At 63.0% G+C, this 17,866-nt stretch carries 18 protein-coding genes; 11 read left to right on the top strand and 7 right to left on the bottom strand.

What is annotated here, in order from left to right; genetic code table 11:
• The first annotated feature begins 74 nt into the window (after window positions 1-74).
• Both AC1DWZ_RS05000 and AC1DWZ_RS05005 read left to right on the top strand, forming a co-directional pair.
• Complete coding sequence (locus tag AC1DWZ_RS05000) at window positions 75-518, top strand: Lrp/AsnC family transcriptional regulator (protein ID WP_477167771.1); 444 nt, start codon at window positions 75-77, stop codon at window positions 516-518.
• Window positions 519-529: 11 nt separating this feature from the next.
• A complete protein-coding gene (locus AC1DWZ_RS05005) occupies window positions 530-1,468 on the top strand; it encodes a threonine/serine dehydratase (RefSeq protein ID WP_477167772.1) in 939 nt (312 codons plus the stop codon).
• 164 nt (window positions 1,469-1,632) lie between these two features.
• Here the strand turns inward: AC1DWZ_RS05005 and AC1DWZ_RS05010 are convergent, their stop codons facing one another.
• The 6 genes from AC1DWZ_RS05010 to trpS form a co-directional block, all read right to left on the bottom strand.
• Window positions 1,633-2,325, bottom strand: coding sequence for a FecR family protein (locus AC1DWZ_RS05010; RefSeq protein WP_477167773.1), 693 nt, complete (start codon window positions 2,323-2,325; stop codon window positions 1,633-1,635).
• A gap of 128 nt (window positions 2,326-2,453) precedes the next feature.
• Entirely contained in the window at window positions 2,454-2,972 is a 519-nt protein-coding gene (locus tag AC1DWZ_RS05015; protein WP_477167774.1) for a universal stress protein, read from the bottom strand.
• A 14-nt stretch (window positions 2,973-2,986) separates the two neighbouring features.
• The gene (locus tag AC1DWZ_RS05020) at window positions 2,987-3,712 is read right to left on the bottom strand and encodes a TIGR02186 family protein (protein WP_477167775.1); all 726 of its coding nucleotides are present in this window, start codon (window positions 3,710-3,712) and stop codon (window positions 2,987-2,989) included.
• A gap of 29 nt (window positions 3,713-3,741) precedes the next feature.
• Window positions 3,742-4,662: a sulfite exporter TauE/SafE family protein gene (locus AC1DWZ_RS05025; RefSeq protein WP_477168268.1), complete on the bottom strand. Its 921-nt coding sequence runs from the start codon at window positions 4,660-4,662 to the stop codon at window positions 3,742-3,744.
• Window positions 4,663-4,929: 267 nt separating this feature from the next.
• Window positions 4,930-5,976 carry a DUF2333 family protein gene (locus AC1DWZ_RS05030; RefSeq protein WP_477167776.1) on the bottom strand — a complete coding sequence of 349 codons (1,047 nt, stop codon included), beginning with the start codon at window positions 5,974-5,976 and terminating at the stop codon, window positions 4,930-4,932.
• Between the two features lie 199 nt (window positions 5,977-6,175).
• Window positions 6,176-7,207, bottom strand: a complete 1,032-nt coding sequence (gene trpS / locus AC1DWZ_RS05035; protein WP_477167777.1) for a tryptophan--tRNA ligase — start codon at window positions 7,205-7,207, stop codon at window positions 6,176-6,178.
• Window positions 7,208-7,380: 173 nt separating this feature from the next.
• Here trpS and AC1DWZ_RS05040 point away from each other — a divergent pair, with 173 nt between their 5' ends.
• The 7 genes from AC1DWZ_RS05040 to AC1DWZ_RS05070 all read left to right on the top strand — a co-directional run bounded on the left by AC1DWZ_RS05040 (window position 7,381) and on the right by AC1DWZ_RS05070 (window position 13,921).
• Window positions 7,381-8,136, top strand: coding sequence for a Bax inhibitor-1/YccA family protein (locus tag AC1DWZ_RS05040; protein ID WP_477167778.1), 756 nt, complete (start codon window positions 7,381-7,383; stop codon window positions 8,134-8,136).
• A gap of 200 nt (window positions 8,137-8,336) precedes the next feature.
• Entirely contained in the window at window positions 8,337-9,479 is a 1,143-nt protein-coding gene (locus AC1DWZ_RS05045; protein ID WP_477167779.1) for an ABC transporter ATP-binding protein, read from the top strand.
• A 104-nt stretch (window positions 9,480-9,583) separates the two neighbouring features.
• Window positions 9,584-10,726, top strand: coding sequence for an ABC transporter substrate-binding protein (locus AC1DWZ_RS05050; protein WP_477167780.1), 1,143 nt, complete (start codon window positions 9,584-9,586; stop codon window positions 10,724-10,726).
• Window positions 10,727-10,894: 168 nt separating this feature from the next.
• A complete protein-coding gene (locus tag AC1DWZ_RS05055) occupies window positions 10,895-11,767 on the top strand; it encodes an ABC transporter permease (RefSeq protein WP_477167781.1) in 873 nt (290 codons plus the stop codon).
• A 10-nt stretch (window positions 11,768-11,777) separates the two neighbouring features.
• On the top strand, window positions 11,778-12,596 hold the full coding sequence (locus tag AC1DWZ_RS05060) for an ABC transporter permease (RefSeq protein ID WP_477167782.1): 819 nt from the start codon (window positions 11,778-11,780) through the stop codon (window positions 12,594-12,596).
• 114 nt (window positions 12,597-12,710) lie between these two features.
• Window positions 12,711-13,352 carry a glutathione S-transferase family protein gene (locus tag AC1DWZ_RS05065; RefSeq protein ID WP_477167783.1) on the top strand — a complete coding sequence of 214 codons (642 nt, stop codon included), beginning with the start codon at window positions 12,711-12,713 and terminating at the stop codon, window positions 13,350-13,352.
• Window positions 13,349-13,921 (top strand): DUF924 family protein, encoded by a 573-nt coding sequence (locus AC1DWZ_RS05070; protein ID WP_477167784.1) that lies wholly within the window; start codon window positions 13,349-13,351, stop codon window positions 13,919-13,921. The genes AC1DWZ_RS05065 and AC1DWZ_RS05070 overlap by 4 nt, the downstream gene beginning before the upstream one ends.
• Before the next feature lie 10 nt (window positions 13,922-13,931).
• On the opposite strand, the gene AC1DWZ_RS05075 is transcribed toward AC1DWZ_RS05070, so the two are convergent.
• Window positions 13,932-14,300 carry a DUF1636 family protein gene (locus tag AC1DWZ_RS05075; RefSeq protein ID WP_477168269.1) on the bottom strand — a complete coding sequence of 123 codons (369 nt, stop codon included), beginning with the start codon at window positions 14,298-14,300 and terminating at the stop codon, window positions 13,932-13,934.
• A 151-nt stretch (window positions 14,301-14,451) separates the two neighbouring features.
• Here AC1DWZ_RS05075 and AC1DWZ_RS05080 point away from each other — a divergent pair, with 151 nt between their 5' ends.
• A complete protein-coding gene (locus AC1DWZ_RS05080) occupies window positions 14,452-15,801 on the top strand; it encodes a tetratricopeptide repeat protein (protein WP_477167785.1) in 1,350 nt (449 codons plus the stop codon).
• Window positions 15,802-16,031: 230 nt separating this feature from the next.
• Window positions 16,032-17,672: a hypothetical protein gene (locus AC1DWZ_RS05085; RefSeq protein ID WP_477167786.1), complete on the top strand. Its 1,641-nt coding sequence runs from the start codon at window positions 16,032-16,034 to the stop codon at window positions 17,670-17,672.
• Window positions 17,673-17,866 lie beyond the last annotated feature (194 nt).

The following is a 17,866-nucleotide window of genomic DNA, read 5'->3' on the forward strand; positions in this document are numbered from 1 at the left end:
CAGGCCAAAGCTCCTTGCCTTCTGCCGGCAAAAAGGCGACAAGAAATAAACTTACCGGCAAATCGACGGACCAAATGGCGAAACGCAGCCTGGACGAAATCGACCGCAAACTTCTCTCGCTGCTGCGCAATAATGCGCGCACACCGACCGCGGCCTTGGGCCGGCAGCTTTCCCTCTCACGCAGTGCTGTCCAGGAACGCCTGAAGCGTCTCGAACGCGATGGCGTCATCGCCGGCTATACGTTGGTCGTCGGCAAGGATGGCGAAGCGCCCGGTGTCGGCGCGCATGTCCTGCTTTCGGTCGATCCCAAGGCCCRTGACCAGGCGATCGGCGCCTTGAAGAAACTCCCCGAGGTGCAATCGGCCTATACCGTGTCCGGTTCTTACGACGCCATCGCCATCGTCAGCGCCAGCAACGCCGCCCATCTCGACGAGATCCTGACGCGGATCGGCCACCTCCCGGGTGTCCAGCGCACCACCTCCTCGATCCTGCTATCCACGCTGGTCGAGCGCCGCTAGTATCGCGCCCGATGATCAATGCTGACGATATCGAGGCTGCCGCGCGGCAGCTTCATGGCCATGTGCGGCGGACACCGATCCTGCCCCTGGAACTGGGGGCGCTCGGGACCCATGCGCATCTCACGCTGAAGCTGGAATTGCTGCAGCATAGCGGTTCGTTCAAGGCGCGCGGCGCCTTCAATTCCCTGCTTTCCATGCCGGTGCCTGAAGCTGGCGTGATCGCTGCCTCAGGCGGCAATCATGGTGCCGCCGTCGCTTTTGCGGCACAGAGTCTGGGCCACAAGGCCGAGATCTTCGTGCCGGCGCTGGCGAGCGCTGCCAAGATCACGCGCATCGAGTCCTTCGGCGCCAAGGTGCATGTCGTGCCGGGCGCCTATGCCGACGCGCTGGCTGCCGCTGAAAAACACAGGGTCGCGACCGGCGCACTCGCCATCCACGCCTATGACGCACCGGCCACGGTCGCCGGCCAAGGCACGCTGGCGCGCGAGCTCGATGCGCAATGCACCATGCTGGATACCGTGCTGGTCGCGGTGGGTGGTGGTGGCCTCATCGGCGGTGTCGCGGCCTGGTTCCAGAACCGCGTGCGCGTGGTGGGTGTCGAGCCGGTGAACTGCCCGACCCTGCAGCGCGCCTTTGCCGCCAAGGCGCCGGTCGATGTCGATGTCGGCGGCATCGCTGTTGATTCACTGGGGGCGCGGCGGGTCGGCCAATTGCCCTTCGCCATCGCCAAGGATTTTGTCGAAGGCGTGGTGCTGGTGGAAGACGATGCCATCCGCGCCGCCCAGCATGTGCTGTGGCGCGACCTGCGCCTGGCCTCCGAGCCCGGCGGCGCCACGGCGCTCGCGGCCCTGCTGTCAGGTGCCTACAAGCCCGCGCTGGGAGAAAAGGTCGCCGTCATTCTGTGCGGCGGCAATGTCGATCCGGCGACGCTCAATCCGGCAGCGGAATAGCGGAAACACCCCCTCACCCTGACTCACCCTGACCCTCTCCCGCGAGGGGAGAGGGGATGAGATCTGCCGGCAAGACCAAGGCAGTCATAGAGATCTGTATTGAGATGCATGGCACAAGCCCCTCTCCCCTCGCGGGAGAGGGGTTGGGGTGAGGGGGCGCAGACTCAGTCCAGCGAAAGCCCGGCTTTCAGCTCAGCGAGCTTCTTCGCGGCGATCTGTTTGGGGGCGAGGGTCCCGCCCAAAGCGATCTTGCCGATGGTGATGGATTGGCCGGCACCCAGCAGCATCGCCTTGTCCTGCTCGGCGCTGGACAGGCTGCGGAAGCCGAAGGCGGATTCAGCCACGTCGACTTTGCCTTCCAGCACGAAGACCGACGTCTCGGCTTTCTTGGCTTCGACGATCCATTCGGTCGAGCGGGTGGCCGCCACCGCATTCTGGGTGCGAATGACGAAGCTGGAGCCGGCCGCAGCCTTGGCGGTGACGGCCTGGCAGAGGCCGGCCTTGAGATCGAAGGCAGCCTTGCGGCTCAGCGTTTCCGGGGCGAAATCAAACGTTGCGATGGTCATCTTGGTCAGTTCGCCGAGATTGAGCTGCGAACCGTCAGCGAGCGCGATGCGCAGGCGGCTTTCCGCCAAGGTGGTGACGACATCGCCCGCCATGACCTCTTCGCCGCCCTGGAGAACCAGCTGTGTACCGTTGCGCACCAGCGAGGCGGTGCCCTTGACCTTGGTTACCGATCCCACCGCGGCGCCGGCAGCGGCAGCCGGCCGCAACAGGAAGGTAGCAGCGCTGGGCAGGGCAACGCCCAAGCCCATCAAAAGACGCAGGAAATGCTGCCTGGTAAGGCGCGCGCGCATGACTGTCCTCGTGAATCCCAAAGATCGCAAAAGTCACAGAGGATATTGGGCTCGATCCGGCTCAACAGCAATGACCGCCATCACAAATGTGATGGGGCCAGCCAGCCGTAAGACTGAGAGTGGAGCCTTTAGGCGATGTTCTCGATATCCGCTTCGGTGAGGTTGCCGGGCACGATGGTGATCGGGATGCGCAATTTGCCGATCGCCTTGCCGGTCAGGGCCGAGATGAGAGGGCCCGGGCCCTTGGGACCGGTGGAGGCACCCAGCACCAGGATCGAGATGGTGGGTTCCTCGTCGATGAGCTTCATCACCTCGTCCTGCCGCTCGCCTTCGCGGAAATAGAGGATCGGGAAATTGCCGGACAGTTTGTGCACTTCGCCCGCCATCTTCTGCATGATGGCCTCGGCCTGCTGGCGCGCTTCGTCGCGGATGAGGTTGCTGACACCGACCCATTCCTGATAGTCGGCCGGCTCCATGACATAGGCCATGGCGACACGGCCGCCGGTCTTGGCGGCACGCCGGCAGGCATAGCGGAGCGCAATCTTCAATTCCGGGGATTCGTCGATGATGACCAGGAAGATGCGGCTCGTCATCAGCGGGGGGGTCGGCGATTGGTCGACCGTCTTCGGTGCGTCAGCTTCGCTCATCCCACATACTCCACTTATCTTCTTCTGAAGGCCAGATGCGCCATCCAGCCGGCGAACAGCGCCACCAGGATGGCGATGACACCATAGGCGGCGCTATGGCGGTGCGCAAAATCGTAGATATCGGCGCCGAAGCCGATCTTGCTGATGACCAGCGGCGTGGTCTGGGCGCCCACGATCTTCTGGTCGCGCACCAGATAGACCTCGGCAAGATAGGTGCCGGTCGGCACGGTCGAAGGCACCCTGAGATTGACCCGGAACAGCCGGTCACCGATGAACAGGATGCGCGCCGGCTGGTCGGAGAAGAGCCCGGTGCTCTGCTTGGCACGGACCAGCGCCTGCGAGAAGGTCTTCAAATCAGTGTCGTCCGGTGAGACGGGCGTCATGCGCACGTTCTCGATACCCATCTGGTAAAAGGCGCGCTGGTCTGCCGGAAGGAGTTCGGTCAGGGGTTTGGAAGCCGCCATCATGTAGACGGCCGGCACGTTCTGGAACCCCAGGCCCTTGCGGTTGATCCAGATGCCGCCCACGCGCTCCTTGCGCAGCACCTCGACATCGGCGACCGGACCCTTGACGATCACGACGACATCGCCGGGCCCGTCCGTGGTGCCGAACAGCAGCACGTCGGCGCCCGCGAAGCCGGTCGTGATGGCGATGAGATGATCATCGAGATCGGCAATGAGCGGCGCCTGCGCGTCAGCCGGACGCAAGCCAGCGAACGCCATGAATGCCAGAAGAAACATGAACCGAAGAAGCATGAGCCGGGCGGTGATCAATGTCCGCCCCCGGCGATGACGATGGAATAGAGCTCCGCCGGCCGCGCCACCAGTTCATAGAACAGGCCGCCAGCGGTGGTGAGGATGACGATGGCCATCAGGAAGCGGAGCTGTTCGCCCGGCAGCTTGGCGCCGAGGCGACCGCCGATCTGCGCGCCGACGACCCCGCCGATGGTGAGAATGAGTGCCAGGAGCACATCGACGGTCTGGTTGGTGTTGGCCTGCCAGAAGGTGACCCAGGCCTGCACGAAGATGATCTGGAAGAGCGACGTGCCGATGACGGCACCGGTCGCCATGCCGAGAAGATAGATCATGGCCGGGACCAGCAGGAAGGCGCCGCCGACACCCATGATGGCCGACATGATGCCGACGATGAAGCCGATGCCGCCTGGCAACAGGGCCGAGATATAGAGGCGCGACTTCCTGAAGCGCATCTTGAACGGCAGGCCCTGCGCCCAATTATGCTGGTGGAGCTTGGCCGGCGCCATGGAGCGGCGTGAACGACGCAGCGCCCGGACCGATTCCACCGCCATCATGAAGCCGATGCCGGAGAGTGTGATGACATAGGCGATGGCGATGACGAGGTCGATCTGGCCAAGGCTTTTCAGCAAGGTGAAGACACCGACACCGACACTTGAGCCCAGCATGCCGCCTGAGAGCATGACGGCGCCCATCTTGAAATCGACATTGCCGCGCGCCCAGTGAGCGAGCACGCCGGAAACCGAGGAAGCGACCACCTGGTTGGACTGCGTGGCCACGGCCACGGCCGGCGGGACACCGACAAAGATCAGCAAGGGCGTGAGCAGGAACCCACCGCCGACACCGAACAGGCCGGAGAGGATGCCGACCCCGGCACCTAGGCCCAGCAGCAGGAAGACGTTGAGCGCGACTTCGGCGATCGGCAGATAAATCTGCAATCCAAGAAACCAGTCGAGGATGGCCGTCGCCCAGGTCACAAGCTTTCCCCCACATGACGGGAGCGTGACCGAAACCCTGATCTAACTACGCCGCCGCCGGTCCGGCCGCTCTGGCGACCGCAAATCCATCGCCGAGACCCCCTCACGACTCGGGCGTCCTGGTGAAATCGACACCACTGTAAATCACAGCGATTCCAAGGGGAAGCAGCGCTTGCGCGCGATATTGGCTAAACTGCGCCTGGCCTGGCGAAATCCGCCGATTAAATTCTACTTCTGCAGAATGTCGGTGATCTCTTCCAGCTGGGCACGGGCGCGCAGCAGATAGAAGCCCTGCTCGGCAAGATGGTTCGGCTGGGCCAGCGAGGCGGTCTCGCCGTTGATGACGATCCAGGGCTGCAATTCGGCGCCTTCCAGCATGGAGCCGACCATGCGCTCCCAGATCTTGCCGGCGCCCTTTTCGGTCAGCACCGATTTGAAGTCCTGGCCCAGGGCACGGAGCAACAGCCCATAGGCATAGAGCTCGCCCTTGTTGCGGTAGAAGATGTCGTCGGCATCGAGATCGAACCAGGAACCCGATTGCAGGTCGATTTCCTTGTCGATGTCGTCGGAGGCTGCCCCCAGATCCTTGCCGATCCGATCGAGGGTCGAGAGCAGATTGTCGGCGCGGCGCTCGAACACGGCATCGCCCCGCGTGAGACGGCCGTTGAAGTCGATCAGCGCCTTCATGGCGTCCTGGTAATAGCTTTCGGACGGCTTCATGGGCGCCCAGGAGCGGCTGAGGTCGATATACCAGAGGTCCGGCTGGTTATTGAGATAGGAGGCTGCGTCCTGCAGGGCCCGATCTGAACTGCTGGTACCGCGCGACCGGCCGATCTGGTCCCGGAGTTCGGTGACCACACGCTGCAGGGCTTGGATCTCGCCCGACTGGAAATTCGGCATGTTGTCGAGGATGGCCGCCGGAAAGAACCAGGGCGCATTGGCTGGCCAGGAGGTGCCGTTGACCTCGCGGTCGATCAGCGCCGCCGCCATCGCCACGGTCTGGCTGGCTTCCGGCGGAATGGCTGGCGGCGCGAAATTGGGGTCGTCATCGATGTGATGCACGATGAGGGCGCCGATCGGGTAATAGAGCAGGATGAAGGCCAGCAGGACGCCACCGGACCAGCGCAGGGCCTTGGCCAGACGCCTACGGCCGGTGGGCGTCTCCAGCTCAGCCATGGCCTCGTCGGACTTCCGCGACGACCAAGCCTTCATGGCCGGCACGAACCGCCGCCATCCCGCTTTCGCGCGCGCCTGGATGTCAAAGTCGTCGCTCATGATCTGGACTATCCTCGATGATCAGATGGTGCAGCAGGACATAAGCAATCGCCACACTCAAGACAATGCTTTGGCAAAACAATGACTCTGGCTCCCCCACCGTCATCCCCGGGCGAAGACCCGGGGATCCACTGCAGCAGTTGATAGTGTGGATGCCCGGGTCAAGCCCGGGCATGACGACCTTTTTCAGCGCCGCATCCTACGCCGAGAGGAACCCGACCGCCTTTTCGATGTCCTTGAGGATCGGTTCCGAAATCGCCCGCGCCTTCAGCGCGCCCTGCGAGAGAACCGCGTCGATTTCGGCCGGATGGTCGAGCAGGCGCTTCATTTCGGCCCCGATCGGCCCCAGCACGGAAACGGCGAGATCCGTGAGGTCGCGCTTGAAGACGGAGAATTCCTTGCCCGCAGTCTCGGCAATGACCGTCCCGATCTCCTTGTCGGAGAGGGCGGCGTAGATCGCCAGCAGATTATAGGCTTCCGGGCGCGCGGCTTCCACTTCGGCCTTCACCAGGCCCTTTTCATCCAGCACCTCGGTCCCGGGCAGGGCCTCGGGGTCGGTCTTGGCCTTGCGGAGCTTCAAGGCAATGGTGTCGGCATCGTCGGTCATGTTGATGCGGCTGTAATCGGAGGGGTCCGATTTCGACATCTTCTTGGTGCCGTCGCGTAAGGACATCACACGGGCCGCGGGCCCGCCGATCACGGGTGCTGGCGGCACCAGGCAGTCGATCGCGAAATCCGTGTTGAATTTCTGGGCGATGTCGCGGGCCAGCTCCAGATGCTGCTTCTGGTCCTCGCCCACCGGTACATGTGTCGCGCGGTACCCCAGGATGTCGGCCGCCATCAGCACCGGATAGGTATAGAGACCGACGGAGGCGTTTTCGCGGTCCTTGCCGGCCTTTTCCTTGAACTGGGTCATGCGGTTGAGCCAGCCCACCCGCGCCACGCAATTGAGGATCCAGGCCAATTGGGCATGCACCCGGTTCTGGCTCTGGGCAAAGATGATCGAATGGCTGACATCGATGCCCGACGCCATGAAGGCCGCTGTCACTTCGCGGGTGTTCTTGGTGAGTTCAGCCGGGTCCTGGAACACGGTGATCGCATGCATGTCCACCACACAGAAGATGCACTCATATTCCTTCTGCATGCGCACCCAATTGCGCACGGCGCCCAGGTAATTGCCCAGATGCAGCGTATGGGTCGGCTGTACGCCGGAAAAGATGCGGCCCTTCATGATCTTCGGATTCCCCGTGAGTTTGGCGGTTTATGGCCGCTAAAAGCCCGATCTGCAATGGCTTTCGCCCGCAGATTCCCCTACCCGCCCTATTGATTTCCCGGGTAACAGTCCTAAATTCAGGCCTATCCGCGACGATGCGCGGTAGGGATATGGAACAGGGAGTGAACAACATGGTCACCAGACCAGATAGCGGTATTACCGGCAGGCCCATTCAGGTGAGCACCGTCAAGGGCGGTTACGCTCAGACGCAGTCCGCCGAGATCGATGCTGGCCTGCGCGCCCACATGCAGAAGGTCTACGCCTACATGGCCGGCGGCCTGGCCGCCACCGGTGGCGTTGCCTATTTCGTGTTCCGGAGCGCTGAATTCGCCCCCGCCTTGTTCGAAGGCATCATCCGCAACAACCTCATCCTGATGCTGGCCTCGCTGGGCGTCGCCTTCTTCCTCAGCTTCCGCATCAACGCCATCCAGGTTGGCACGGCGCGCGCCCTCTTCTGGGCATATGCCCTCATCCTGGGCCTGGGCCTGGCGCCGATCTTCATGATCTATACCGGTGAGTCGATCGCCCGGACCTTCTTCATCTCGGCCGGCACCTTCATGGCGATGAGCCTCTGGGGCTACACCACCAAGCGCGACCTCACCGGCATGGGCAACTTCCTGATGATGGGCCTCATCGGCATCATCCTCGCCTCGGTCGTCAATATCTTCTTAGGCTCGACCGGCCTTGGTTTCGCCGTCTCGGTCCTCGGCGTGCTGATCTTCACGGGCTTGACCGCCTATGACACCCAGAAGATCAAGGAAATGTACTGGGATGCCGATGGCGCCGATATCGCCGCCAAGAAGTCGATCATGGGTGCCTTCACCCTCTATCTCGACTTCATCAACTTGTTCCTGATGATGCTGCGCTTCGTCGGCGACCGCCGCTAAGCCGGCCCGGACCAAGCTCATCCAACAGCGGCGGCACCATCTGGTGCCGCCGTTTCTTTTTACGCTGCACCCAAAATGAAAATTACATGGGTGCTTTTCATTGAGCGGCAAAGGCAGTAAGACTCGTCGGACGGCGGCTTGCGATCGGCATCGGGGGATGGCGCGCGGGTCTGGCCGGATCAACGGGGAGTGCGGCATTCGTGGCGTCACCAGAGTCCGGACCAAGTGCAAACAATGGGGCTTATGACGTCGAGTTCCGCTCGGTCGTCAAACATTTCGCTGACGTCAAAGCGGTCGACGATGTCAGCTTCGGCCTGCGGCAAGGCTCGTTCCATTCCTTCCTGGGCCCATCCGGCTGCGGCAAGACCACCAGCCTTCGCCTGATCGCCGGCTTCGAGCAGCCCGATAGCGGCGCTGTCGAGATCGCCGGCCAGTCCGTGGTCGGTGTCCCCGCCTATCGCCGTCCCGTCAACATGGTGTTCCAGCACTACGCCTTATTCCCGCACATGGATGTGGCGACCAATGTCGGCTATGGCCTCCGGCAGCGAAAACCCCGCGCCGACACAGCCGAGATCGACAAACAGGTGGCAGCAGCCCTGGAGCTGGTGCGCCTGCCACATCTTGGAAAACGTCGAGCCTGGGAATTGTCCGGCGGCCAGCAGCAGCGCGTGGCGCTGGCCCGGGCGCTGATCAACCGGCCGACCGTCTTGCTGCTCGACGAGCCCTTGGCGGCCCTCGATCGCAAGCTGCGGCGCGAAATGCAGATCGAGCTCCAGAATCTGCAGCGCGAGGTTGGCATCACCTTCGTCCTCGTCACGCACGACCAGGAAGAGGCGCTCTCCATGTCCGACACGATCGGCATCATGAAGGACGGCAAGGTGGTGCAGTTCGGGACGCCGGAAGAGCTTTATGACGCGCCGGTCAACCGTTACGTCGCCGATTTCGTCGGCGAATCCAATTTCTTCAGCGGCGCGGTCGCGAGCAGCGACGCGCAAGGTGCCACCGTCACGACGGCGAGTGGCCTCACCCTGCAGGCGCCCTTCAGCCGGTTGGGCCCGAAGCTGCAGCCGGGGGCTCGCGCCAGCATCGCCGTGCGGCCGGAAGTGATCGGCCTGTGGCAGCCGGGAGCAACCCCTGCCGGGCTCGACATCGCACGGCCGGCACGCCTCCTCAACCGCATCTATCTTGGCGATCACAGCGAGTTCCAGGTCGAAGCCGACGGGCTGGGCGCGGTGCTGGTGCGCCTGCCGAAACATTCGACGGAAGGCCAGGCATTGGAGCCAGGCGATCAGGTGATCATGGGCTGGAAGCGCGAGCGCGCCTTGGCCCTTGCCGAGGTTTAAAAGAATTTTCGGATGCGCCGTCGGCGGTGACGGACGCGTCCTTCCACATCAATAACGCCGCCACACAGGTTTGRTGGCTTTCACGTTACCCTCAGGAGAATGAGATGACCGATCCACGCAAGGAATTCATCGCCCAGCTGCGTCGCTATCAGATGGGCTCGATCTCGCGCCGGCATTTCCTCGGCGTCACGGGTCTTGGCACGGCGATGGCGGTGATGGCCGGCGCTGTCCCGGGCCTGCGCCCGCGCCCCTCTTTCGCCGGCGATATCGGCGACAAGGTGGCACTCACCAGCTGGCCGAACTATCACGACCCCGCCAATCTCGAGAAGTTCAAGGAACTGACGGGTGCCGCGGTCGAGCTCACTGTGTTCGGCTCGAACGAGGAAATGTATGCGAAGCTGAAGGCCGGCGGTACCGGCTGGGACGTGTTCGTGCCGACCAACTACACGATCGCCAATTACGTCGAGGCCGATCTCATCGACCCGCTCGACCTCTCGCAGATTTCCAATTACGACCCGGCCGCCTATTCCGACCCGCGCATGACCGAGCCTGGTACGGTGAATGGCAAGATCTACGCCCTCCACAAGGATTGGGGTACCACCGGCTTCGTCCAGAACACCAAGAACCTGCCGGACAAGATGACCAGCTGGAAGGAATTCTGGGACATCACCAAGGACAAGGCCAGCGGCCGCGTCATGGTCCATGACTATCAGCTCACCACCATCGGCAACGCGCTCAAATATTTCGGCTATTCCTTCAACTCGATCGACGAGAAGGAACTGGCCGATGCCGAGAAATTGCTGCTCGAGGTGAAGCCGCATCTCTTTGGCATCAGCAGCGACTACCAGCCCGCCCTGCGCAACGGCGACGCCTGGATGTCGGTGGCCTGGACCGGCGACGGCAAGCAGCTGCACAAGGATCTGCCGGAGATCATCTATGTGCTGGGCAAGGAAGGCGGCGAGATCTGGTCCGATTTCTATGCCGTGCCGAAGGAAGCACCAAACAAGAAGGGCGCCTATGCGCTCATCAACTTCCTGCTTGATCCCAAGGTGAACGCCGCGGAGCTCGCGGTCCATGGCTATCCCATCGCCGACAAGCGCGTCATCGCGCTGCTGCCGGCGGAGGTTGCCAACGATCCGATCATGTACCCGGCTGCCGAGCTGCTTTCGCCGCTCGAATTCGGCGCCGGCAACGTGCTCACCAACCCGGCCCGCGCCGAAATCATGGCCCGGTTCAAGTCGGCTTAAGACGACCAGTTCCTGCACCCTCGCTTAAAGCCCCTCGCCCCGCACTTGCGGGGAGAGGGGTTGGGGTGAGGGGATCTTCGCACCGAGGCTGAATTCAACTACCCCTCACCCTGCCCTCTCCCCGCAAGCGCGGGGCGAGGGTTCGTTCAGAGGTCACCCTTCGAGATCATGACCACAGCCGCTCTCAAAGAAAAACGCCGGCAAGCCTGGTGGAACGCTGCGCTGCTGGCGCCGAGCGGGCTTTGGTATCTGGTGCTCCTCATCCTGCCGCTGATCGTCATCATGGTCTATTCGGTGGGCGAGCGGGCGCCGACCGGCGGCTATCAGGCAGCCTTCACCTTCGACAATTACCTCAACATCGGCGCCCGCTGGACTGCGTTCAAGAACACGCTGATGCTGGCACCGACCGGCACGCTTATCTGCCTGCTCGCGGGCTACCCGCTGGCCTATTTCCTCGCGGTGAAGGCCAATCCGCGTCTGCGCCTCTTCCTCCTTATCCTGGTGGTGGTGCCGTTCTGGACCAGCTTCCTCATCCGTACCTATGCCTGGATGTTCATCTTAGGCGGCCGCGGCCTGCCGCATCTCCTGGAATTGATGGGGCTTGAGGGCATCCGCTTCATCAACACGCCCTTCGCGGTTTTGGTCGGCATCGTCTATGCCTATCTGCCGCTGATGGTGTTCCCGATCTTCGTCTCGCTGGAAAAGCTCGACAAGCGACTCCTCGAAGCCTCCGACGATCTCGGCGCCGGGCCGTTCGCGACGTTCCGCCAGATCACCCTGCCCCTGTCGGCACCCGGCATGATCACGGGCTGCATGCTGGTCTTCATCCTGCTCATGGGTGAGTATCTCATTCCGCAGATGCTGGGCGGCGGCAAGGTGTTCTTCATCGGCAATGCGCTGGTGGATCTGTTCCTGCAGAGCCTCAACTGGCCGTTCGGATCGGCCTGTGCCATGGCGCTGGTGGTCATCATGGTGGTGACGGTCAGTCTCTATCTCAAAGCGACGCGCTCGAGTGGGCGCGGCGACGTATCGTTGATGTAGGGCCCTGATCATGCTGCGCGCCTATTCCAGCTTCATCTATCTGTTCCTCTATGCGCCGATCGCGCTCATCGTGGTGTTCAGCTTCAACAGCGGCAACAACGCCTCCGACTTCCAGGGCTTCGGCACCCTCTGGTACTGGAAAGCCGCCAACAACAGCCTCATGCTGGCGGCACTGGAAAACAGCATCATCGTGGCGGCGACCTCTTCCGTGCTGGCGACGATCATGGGCACCATGGCGGCCATTGCCCTCCAGAATGTGCGCGGGCCGCTGCGGGTGCTGTTCGATGGCCTCACCTATGTCGCCATCATGGTGCCCGGCATCGTCATCGGCATCGCGACACTCATCGCCCTCGTCACCACCTTCGATGCGGCCAACACGGTGCTGGCCAGCATCTGGCCGGGCGAGACGCCGCCCAAGCTCAGCCTCGGCTATGGCTCGATCATCGCCGCCCACACGCTCTTTGCCATGGCGCTGGTCATCATCATCGTGCGGGCGCGCATTGCCGGCATGGATCGGAGTCTCATCGAGGCCAGCGCCGATCTTTATGCCGATCCGCTGGCGACCTTCCGGCAAGTGACCCTGCCGCAGCTCATGCCCGGTATCGTCGCTGGATTTCTGCTGAGCTTTACCTTCAGCTTCGACGATTTCGTGATCGCCTTTTTCGTGGCCGGCTCCAAGAACACCTTGCCGATCTATGTCTTCTCGTCGATCCGGCGGGGTGTGACGCCGGAGATCAATGCGATCGGCACTGCGGTCATGCTGTTCTCTCTGACCGCCCTCGTCACGGCGCAGGTCCTGCTGCGCCGCGGCAACAAGCCGGCTCGCTGATCCCTTCCTTGCCGGCATCGTCAGCATGCGTGGTGGGCATTGGCGACGATTGGCTTGATGCTCTATAACACCGTCCCAGAAACGCTGCCGCAAAACCCACCTGGGAGAGAAATCATGTACAAGCTTTATTGGTCACACAATTCGGCCTCGATCGCGACGCATTACTGCCTCGAGGAAGCCGGCGCCAAATACGAGACCGTGCTGGTCGACATGTCGAAGGGCGCCCATCAGCAACCGGACTACCTGAAGCTCAATCCCGCCGGCAAGCTGCCGGCGATGGAACTGCCCGAAGGTGGCATCGTCAGCGAATGCGCCGCCATGTCATTGCTCATCGCCGACCGCTTCCCGCAAGCAGGCCTCGCCCCTGCCGCCAATGATCCGCAGCGCGGTGCTTTTCTCATGTGGCTCTTCCATCTCAACAACACGCTGCAGCCGGCGATGCTGCGCTATTATTATCCGGACCGCATCACCGCGGACGCCGCCGGCACCAAAGCCGTACAGGATAAAGCGATGGAGGAAATCGCCGCACTGTGGTCGCGTATCGATGCGCATCTCACAAAGAGCGGCCCGTTCCTGCTCGGCGACAAATTCTCGGCCGCCGATCCACTCTCCTACATGCTCTCCACCTGGCAGGATTGCTGCCCCGATCTCTACAAGCGCTTCCCCGGCGTGCGGCGCCTCGCAGAGAAGGTCCGCGCCCGTCCGGCGATCGCGCGGATTGCCGAGATCAATGATGTCGGCCCGGTCGCCGCGTGATCGATCCCCGTTCCGTCATCGACTTCTGGTATGCGCCCCGGGCGCGCGCGGTCTGGTTCGAAAAGGACCCGGCCTTCGACGAAGAGATTCGCGTGCGCTTCGGTGCTGCCATTCATGCAGCCCAAATGGGGGCGTTCGACGAGTGGCGGGCGATGCCGATGGGGACGCTCGCCTTCCTCATCCTCCTCGACCAGATGGCGCGCAATATCCATCGCGGGCAGGCAAAGGCGTTTCTGGGCGATGCCCGCGCACTGGCTGTGGCCGACGAGGCCGTGAAGCGCGGCCAGGACAAGGCGCTGCCGTTCGAGCAGCGGCGCTTCTTCTATCTGCCGTTTGAGCATGCCGAGGACATGGCAAACCAGGACCGGTCCATCCAATTGTTCACCCAGCTTTATGAAGAAGCAGCACCGGAGGAGCGCGACCGCGCCGAGGAGCAGCTCGATTACGCGCACCGCCACCGCGACATCATCAAGCGCTTCGGCCGCTACCCTCACCGTAACGCCGCCCTGGGGCGACCCTCGACGGATGACGAGATTGAATTCCTGAAAGGACCGGGGAGCTCGTTTTAGGGAGCTCGTTTTAACTACCCGGCAATTCCGGCATCGCGGGAATGCGCCCCATAGTCTTGCGGCGGAGCGGCTTGGGGCGTTCCATCAGGCGCGTCTGGCCATCGGCGCGCGCGGCATAGAGTTCCGCAAATTCGATGAGGGCGTCGCGGTCCGTGAGCGGATCGAGGTCGCCGAACATATAGGTGGCCTTGCCCGGTGCACGGAAGGCCGCGGTGCAAGGACGCAGACAGCCCGACATGCAAGCTGTCCCGATCACCTGGAAACCTGCCGGCAACGTCCCCGTCTCCGACAAGCCCGCGATCAGGCCCGGCCCCAGATACGGCCCGTCGGCGCCTACCTTGCAGGTCGTGCAGATAAAAAGGACATGGTCGGCCGCCATTTGGCTCAAGGCTTGCAGCTCCGCTGGGATGGGCGCCCTCCCTTAGCAAGCTGCCCGGCACGGCGCAAGCTTGGCCGCTACTCGCTTTTTGGGGGCGCCTTGGTTAGATTGCCGCCTCAACAGGCCGTTTCAACCGCTGAAGGCAGTCCCCATGCGCCGTCTCTTGCTGATCTCCGCTGCCCTTCTGGTCTCGGCGCAATTTGCCCTCACCTTGCCAGCGATCGCCGATTACGCGGCCGCCGAAGCAGCGCTGCAATCCGGCAATATCGCTGGCGCCATTCCGCTCCTCGACGAGGAAGCCAAGCTCGGCAACCCGGTCGCTGCCTTCAACCTCGCCAAGATCTATGAGAGCGGTGCCGCCGGCACGCCGGATTTCCAGCAGGCCGCCACCTATTACCGCATCGCCGGTGAGATCGACACGGCACCGCGCTACAATGGTGCAGCGCTCGGCGCGCAGGGCCCGCAGCTCATCGCCGCGGCGCAGATGTATGGCCAGTTTGCCCTTGGCCGTCTTTATGAAACCGGCAAGGGTGTGCCGCAGGATTATCTCGAGGCCCTGGCCTGGTACACGCGCTCGGCCGATCTCGGCAACGCCAAGGCGATGCTGAAGCTGGCGGTGATCAAGCGCGAAGGCCTGCCCGGCATCGCCCCCGATCTCGAGAGCAGCACCAGCTGGCTGCAGCGTGCGGCCGAGACCGGCAACATCGCCGCCATGAACGAGCTCGGCCGTGCCTATCAGAGCGGCGCCGGCGTTATCCCGAACCAGCAGGAAGCGGCCAAATGGTTCGAGCAGGCAGCGGCTGGCGGCAGCATCGCCGCGGAATATAATCTCGGCCAGCTTTACAGGACCGGCATCGGCGGCCAGCCGGATTATGTGCGGGCCGTCCAGCATTTCCAGAACGGTGCCAATGCCAAGGACGCGCCCTCGATGCTGGCGCTGGGCGATCTTTACGCCGGTGGCCAAGGCCTGCCGCGCGATCCGGTGCAGGCTCATGCCTGGTACAAGCTCGCGGCTGATTATGGTGCCGCTGAGGGCACCGCGAAGGCGGCCGGCCTCGCTGCCACCATGACACCGCAGGACATCGCGGCCGCCACCAGCCTTCATGACAGCTGGCAGCCGCGGGCCAAAGAGGCGGTCCTGCCGGAGACTCTGCCAACGACAGCACCGGCGGCGGCGGCACCTGCCCCTGATGAGCCTGCCGCACCAGCGCCGGTTGCCAGCGAGCCAGCGGCGGCTGTGCCGGCACCTGCCGCGAGCGCGCCGGCACCCGATCTGCCGCCCTTGTTCGAGCAAGCAGCACCTGCCGCCGCAACGCCCGCGGCGGCGGCACCTGTCACTGCAACACCCGAGGTCACCGCGCCGGCGGCGGAACCCGCGCCAATTCTGTTGGGGCCGGCGGAGATTCCCTTGCCGGCATCAACGCCACCAACCGAGATCGATCCGTCCGTGCCGCTGCTGCCCGGCGCGCCACAGCCGGGCGCCAAGCCGTTCGGCCAGTAATGCGCCACAGGAACGTGCCGATGCCCGCATATCGGTTGGATGTGTTGGGGATCACAGAAACGTCAGCTTCGCGTTCCGCCGCCATCCTCTATCTGTTATAGGCGGCATCAGTTTCCATCCGCGGTTCGTCGGCCTCTTCGGGCTGCGAGCCATCTTTCGGCCGCAATAAGGCGATCTATTGCCCGAAGTTTTTCAGTTCAGGCGTTTATTTCATTTGAGGAGTGAGTTCGATGGGGCGTTGGTTGAAAACCGGCCGAATCCATAAAGCGAATCTGGCGGCCGGCAGCATCGCTGCCCTGCTGCTGATGGCAGCCTGCGGCGACAAGGATGCCGACAAGGCGGCCGGAAGCAGCAATCAAGCGACCACGGTGGCCGCCATTGATCCGGCCCAGGCCCCGATCATCCAGAAGGCCATCGAGGACTATCTGACCCTGATCGAAGGCCCGGATGCGCAGCGTGTGATCCATCATGCCGCAGTCAAGGTGACACCCGGTTCGGACGCCTTCGACGTCGCGATCGAAGGAATTTATATCGGCCCCAAGGACGAAGGCCGCCTCGATGTCGGCACCGTCGGCTACAAGCTGACGCCCAAGGGCAGCGATGGTTTCACTGCCAGCAGCCTGACCCATGCCGCCTCCTTTCCGTTCAAGGAAAAGGATGGCAAGGAGAGCGGCGCACTCAGCCTGACGACCAAGAACTTCAGCGGCGAATGGTCCAGCAGCCTGCAGACCTTCCTGTCGCTGGACTGGCAGGCAACGGACATCACCGCCAAGGACGGCGCCCCCGATGGCGGCAATTTCAATGCCAAGAGCCTCGCTGCCAACCTGGCCAGCACCGACAAGGGCAACGGACTTTATGACCAGGCCGGCACGTTCGAGCTCACCGGCTTCAGCGGCAAGGACACGACCGGCGGCAGCTTCGATCTGGGCAAGATCAACGTCACTGGCCTCATGAGCGGCATCAAGCTCAAGGAATATGTCGCAAAGACCCGCGAGATGCAGACCCTGATGGCCGAGATCGCCGAGACCAGCTCGAAAACTCAGACGACGGCAAAGGCCACCACGGAAAGCGGCACCACCCTAGAGGTGACGGCCAATGAGGGGATCACCGACGAGCAAGCCAAGAAGCTCGGCGACATGATCAAGGGCATGACGGGCCTCGTCGCCGGCGTCAAATACAACGTGGCCCTCGCCGATGTGGGCTTCAAGAACAAGGATGGCAGCGAGCCGTTCCACCTTGGCAGCGGTACACTCGACGTCGGATTCCAGGGGCTGGATGCTGAAAAGTCGGCCATGAACTTCGCCATCGGCCATGACGGGCTGGTGATCAACGACCCGGATTTCGCGGGTGATCCGCTGTTCGCCAAGCTCCTGCCGGCATCCGGCAAGCTTGACCTCAACCTCACCGACGTGCCGTCGAAGGAGCTGTGGCAGCTCATCGGCGACAGTTTCCCGGGCCTCATCACGTCCGATCCCACGCGCTCGGAAGCGGCCATCGGCACGATGTTCGTTGCCATGCAGCAATTGATGCAGAAGGCGCCGATGAAGCTGACCGTGGCGCCCTCCGGCCTCACCTCTGAGGTGATGCAGCTGGATGCCACGGGTGCCTTCGACGTAAAGCCCGAGGCCGCCTTCGGCGTCATCGGCGCGCTTGATGTCGGCCTCCATGGGCTCGACGAGGCCATGAAACTGGCCAATGAAGCGGCGCAAAGTTCGCCTAATGCCGCGCAAATTGTCGGCGGTCTGGCCATGATTCAATCGATGGCGAAGCGTGAGGCCGGTGCTGATGGCAAGCCGGTCGACAAGCTGAAACTGGAGGTCGATGCCAAGGGTGACACCAAGGTCAACGGCATGTCGCTCTCGGGTCAGTAACGCCACATGTGAACACTTTCTTCACCTTCGTGATGTTAGAACCGCGCCGATCGGGATCGATCGGCGCGGTTTCTTTTTGCCCGATCGAGATGCGATCGGGACCTGCTCGACACCCATGCGAGATGGGGGAGCGATGACGATCGGATGCGCAGCGATGACCTCGCACCTGTTGCAGCGATGACTCAGTCGACACG

The organism is Dongia sp. P2_B8 (assembly GCF_056404715.1).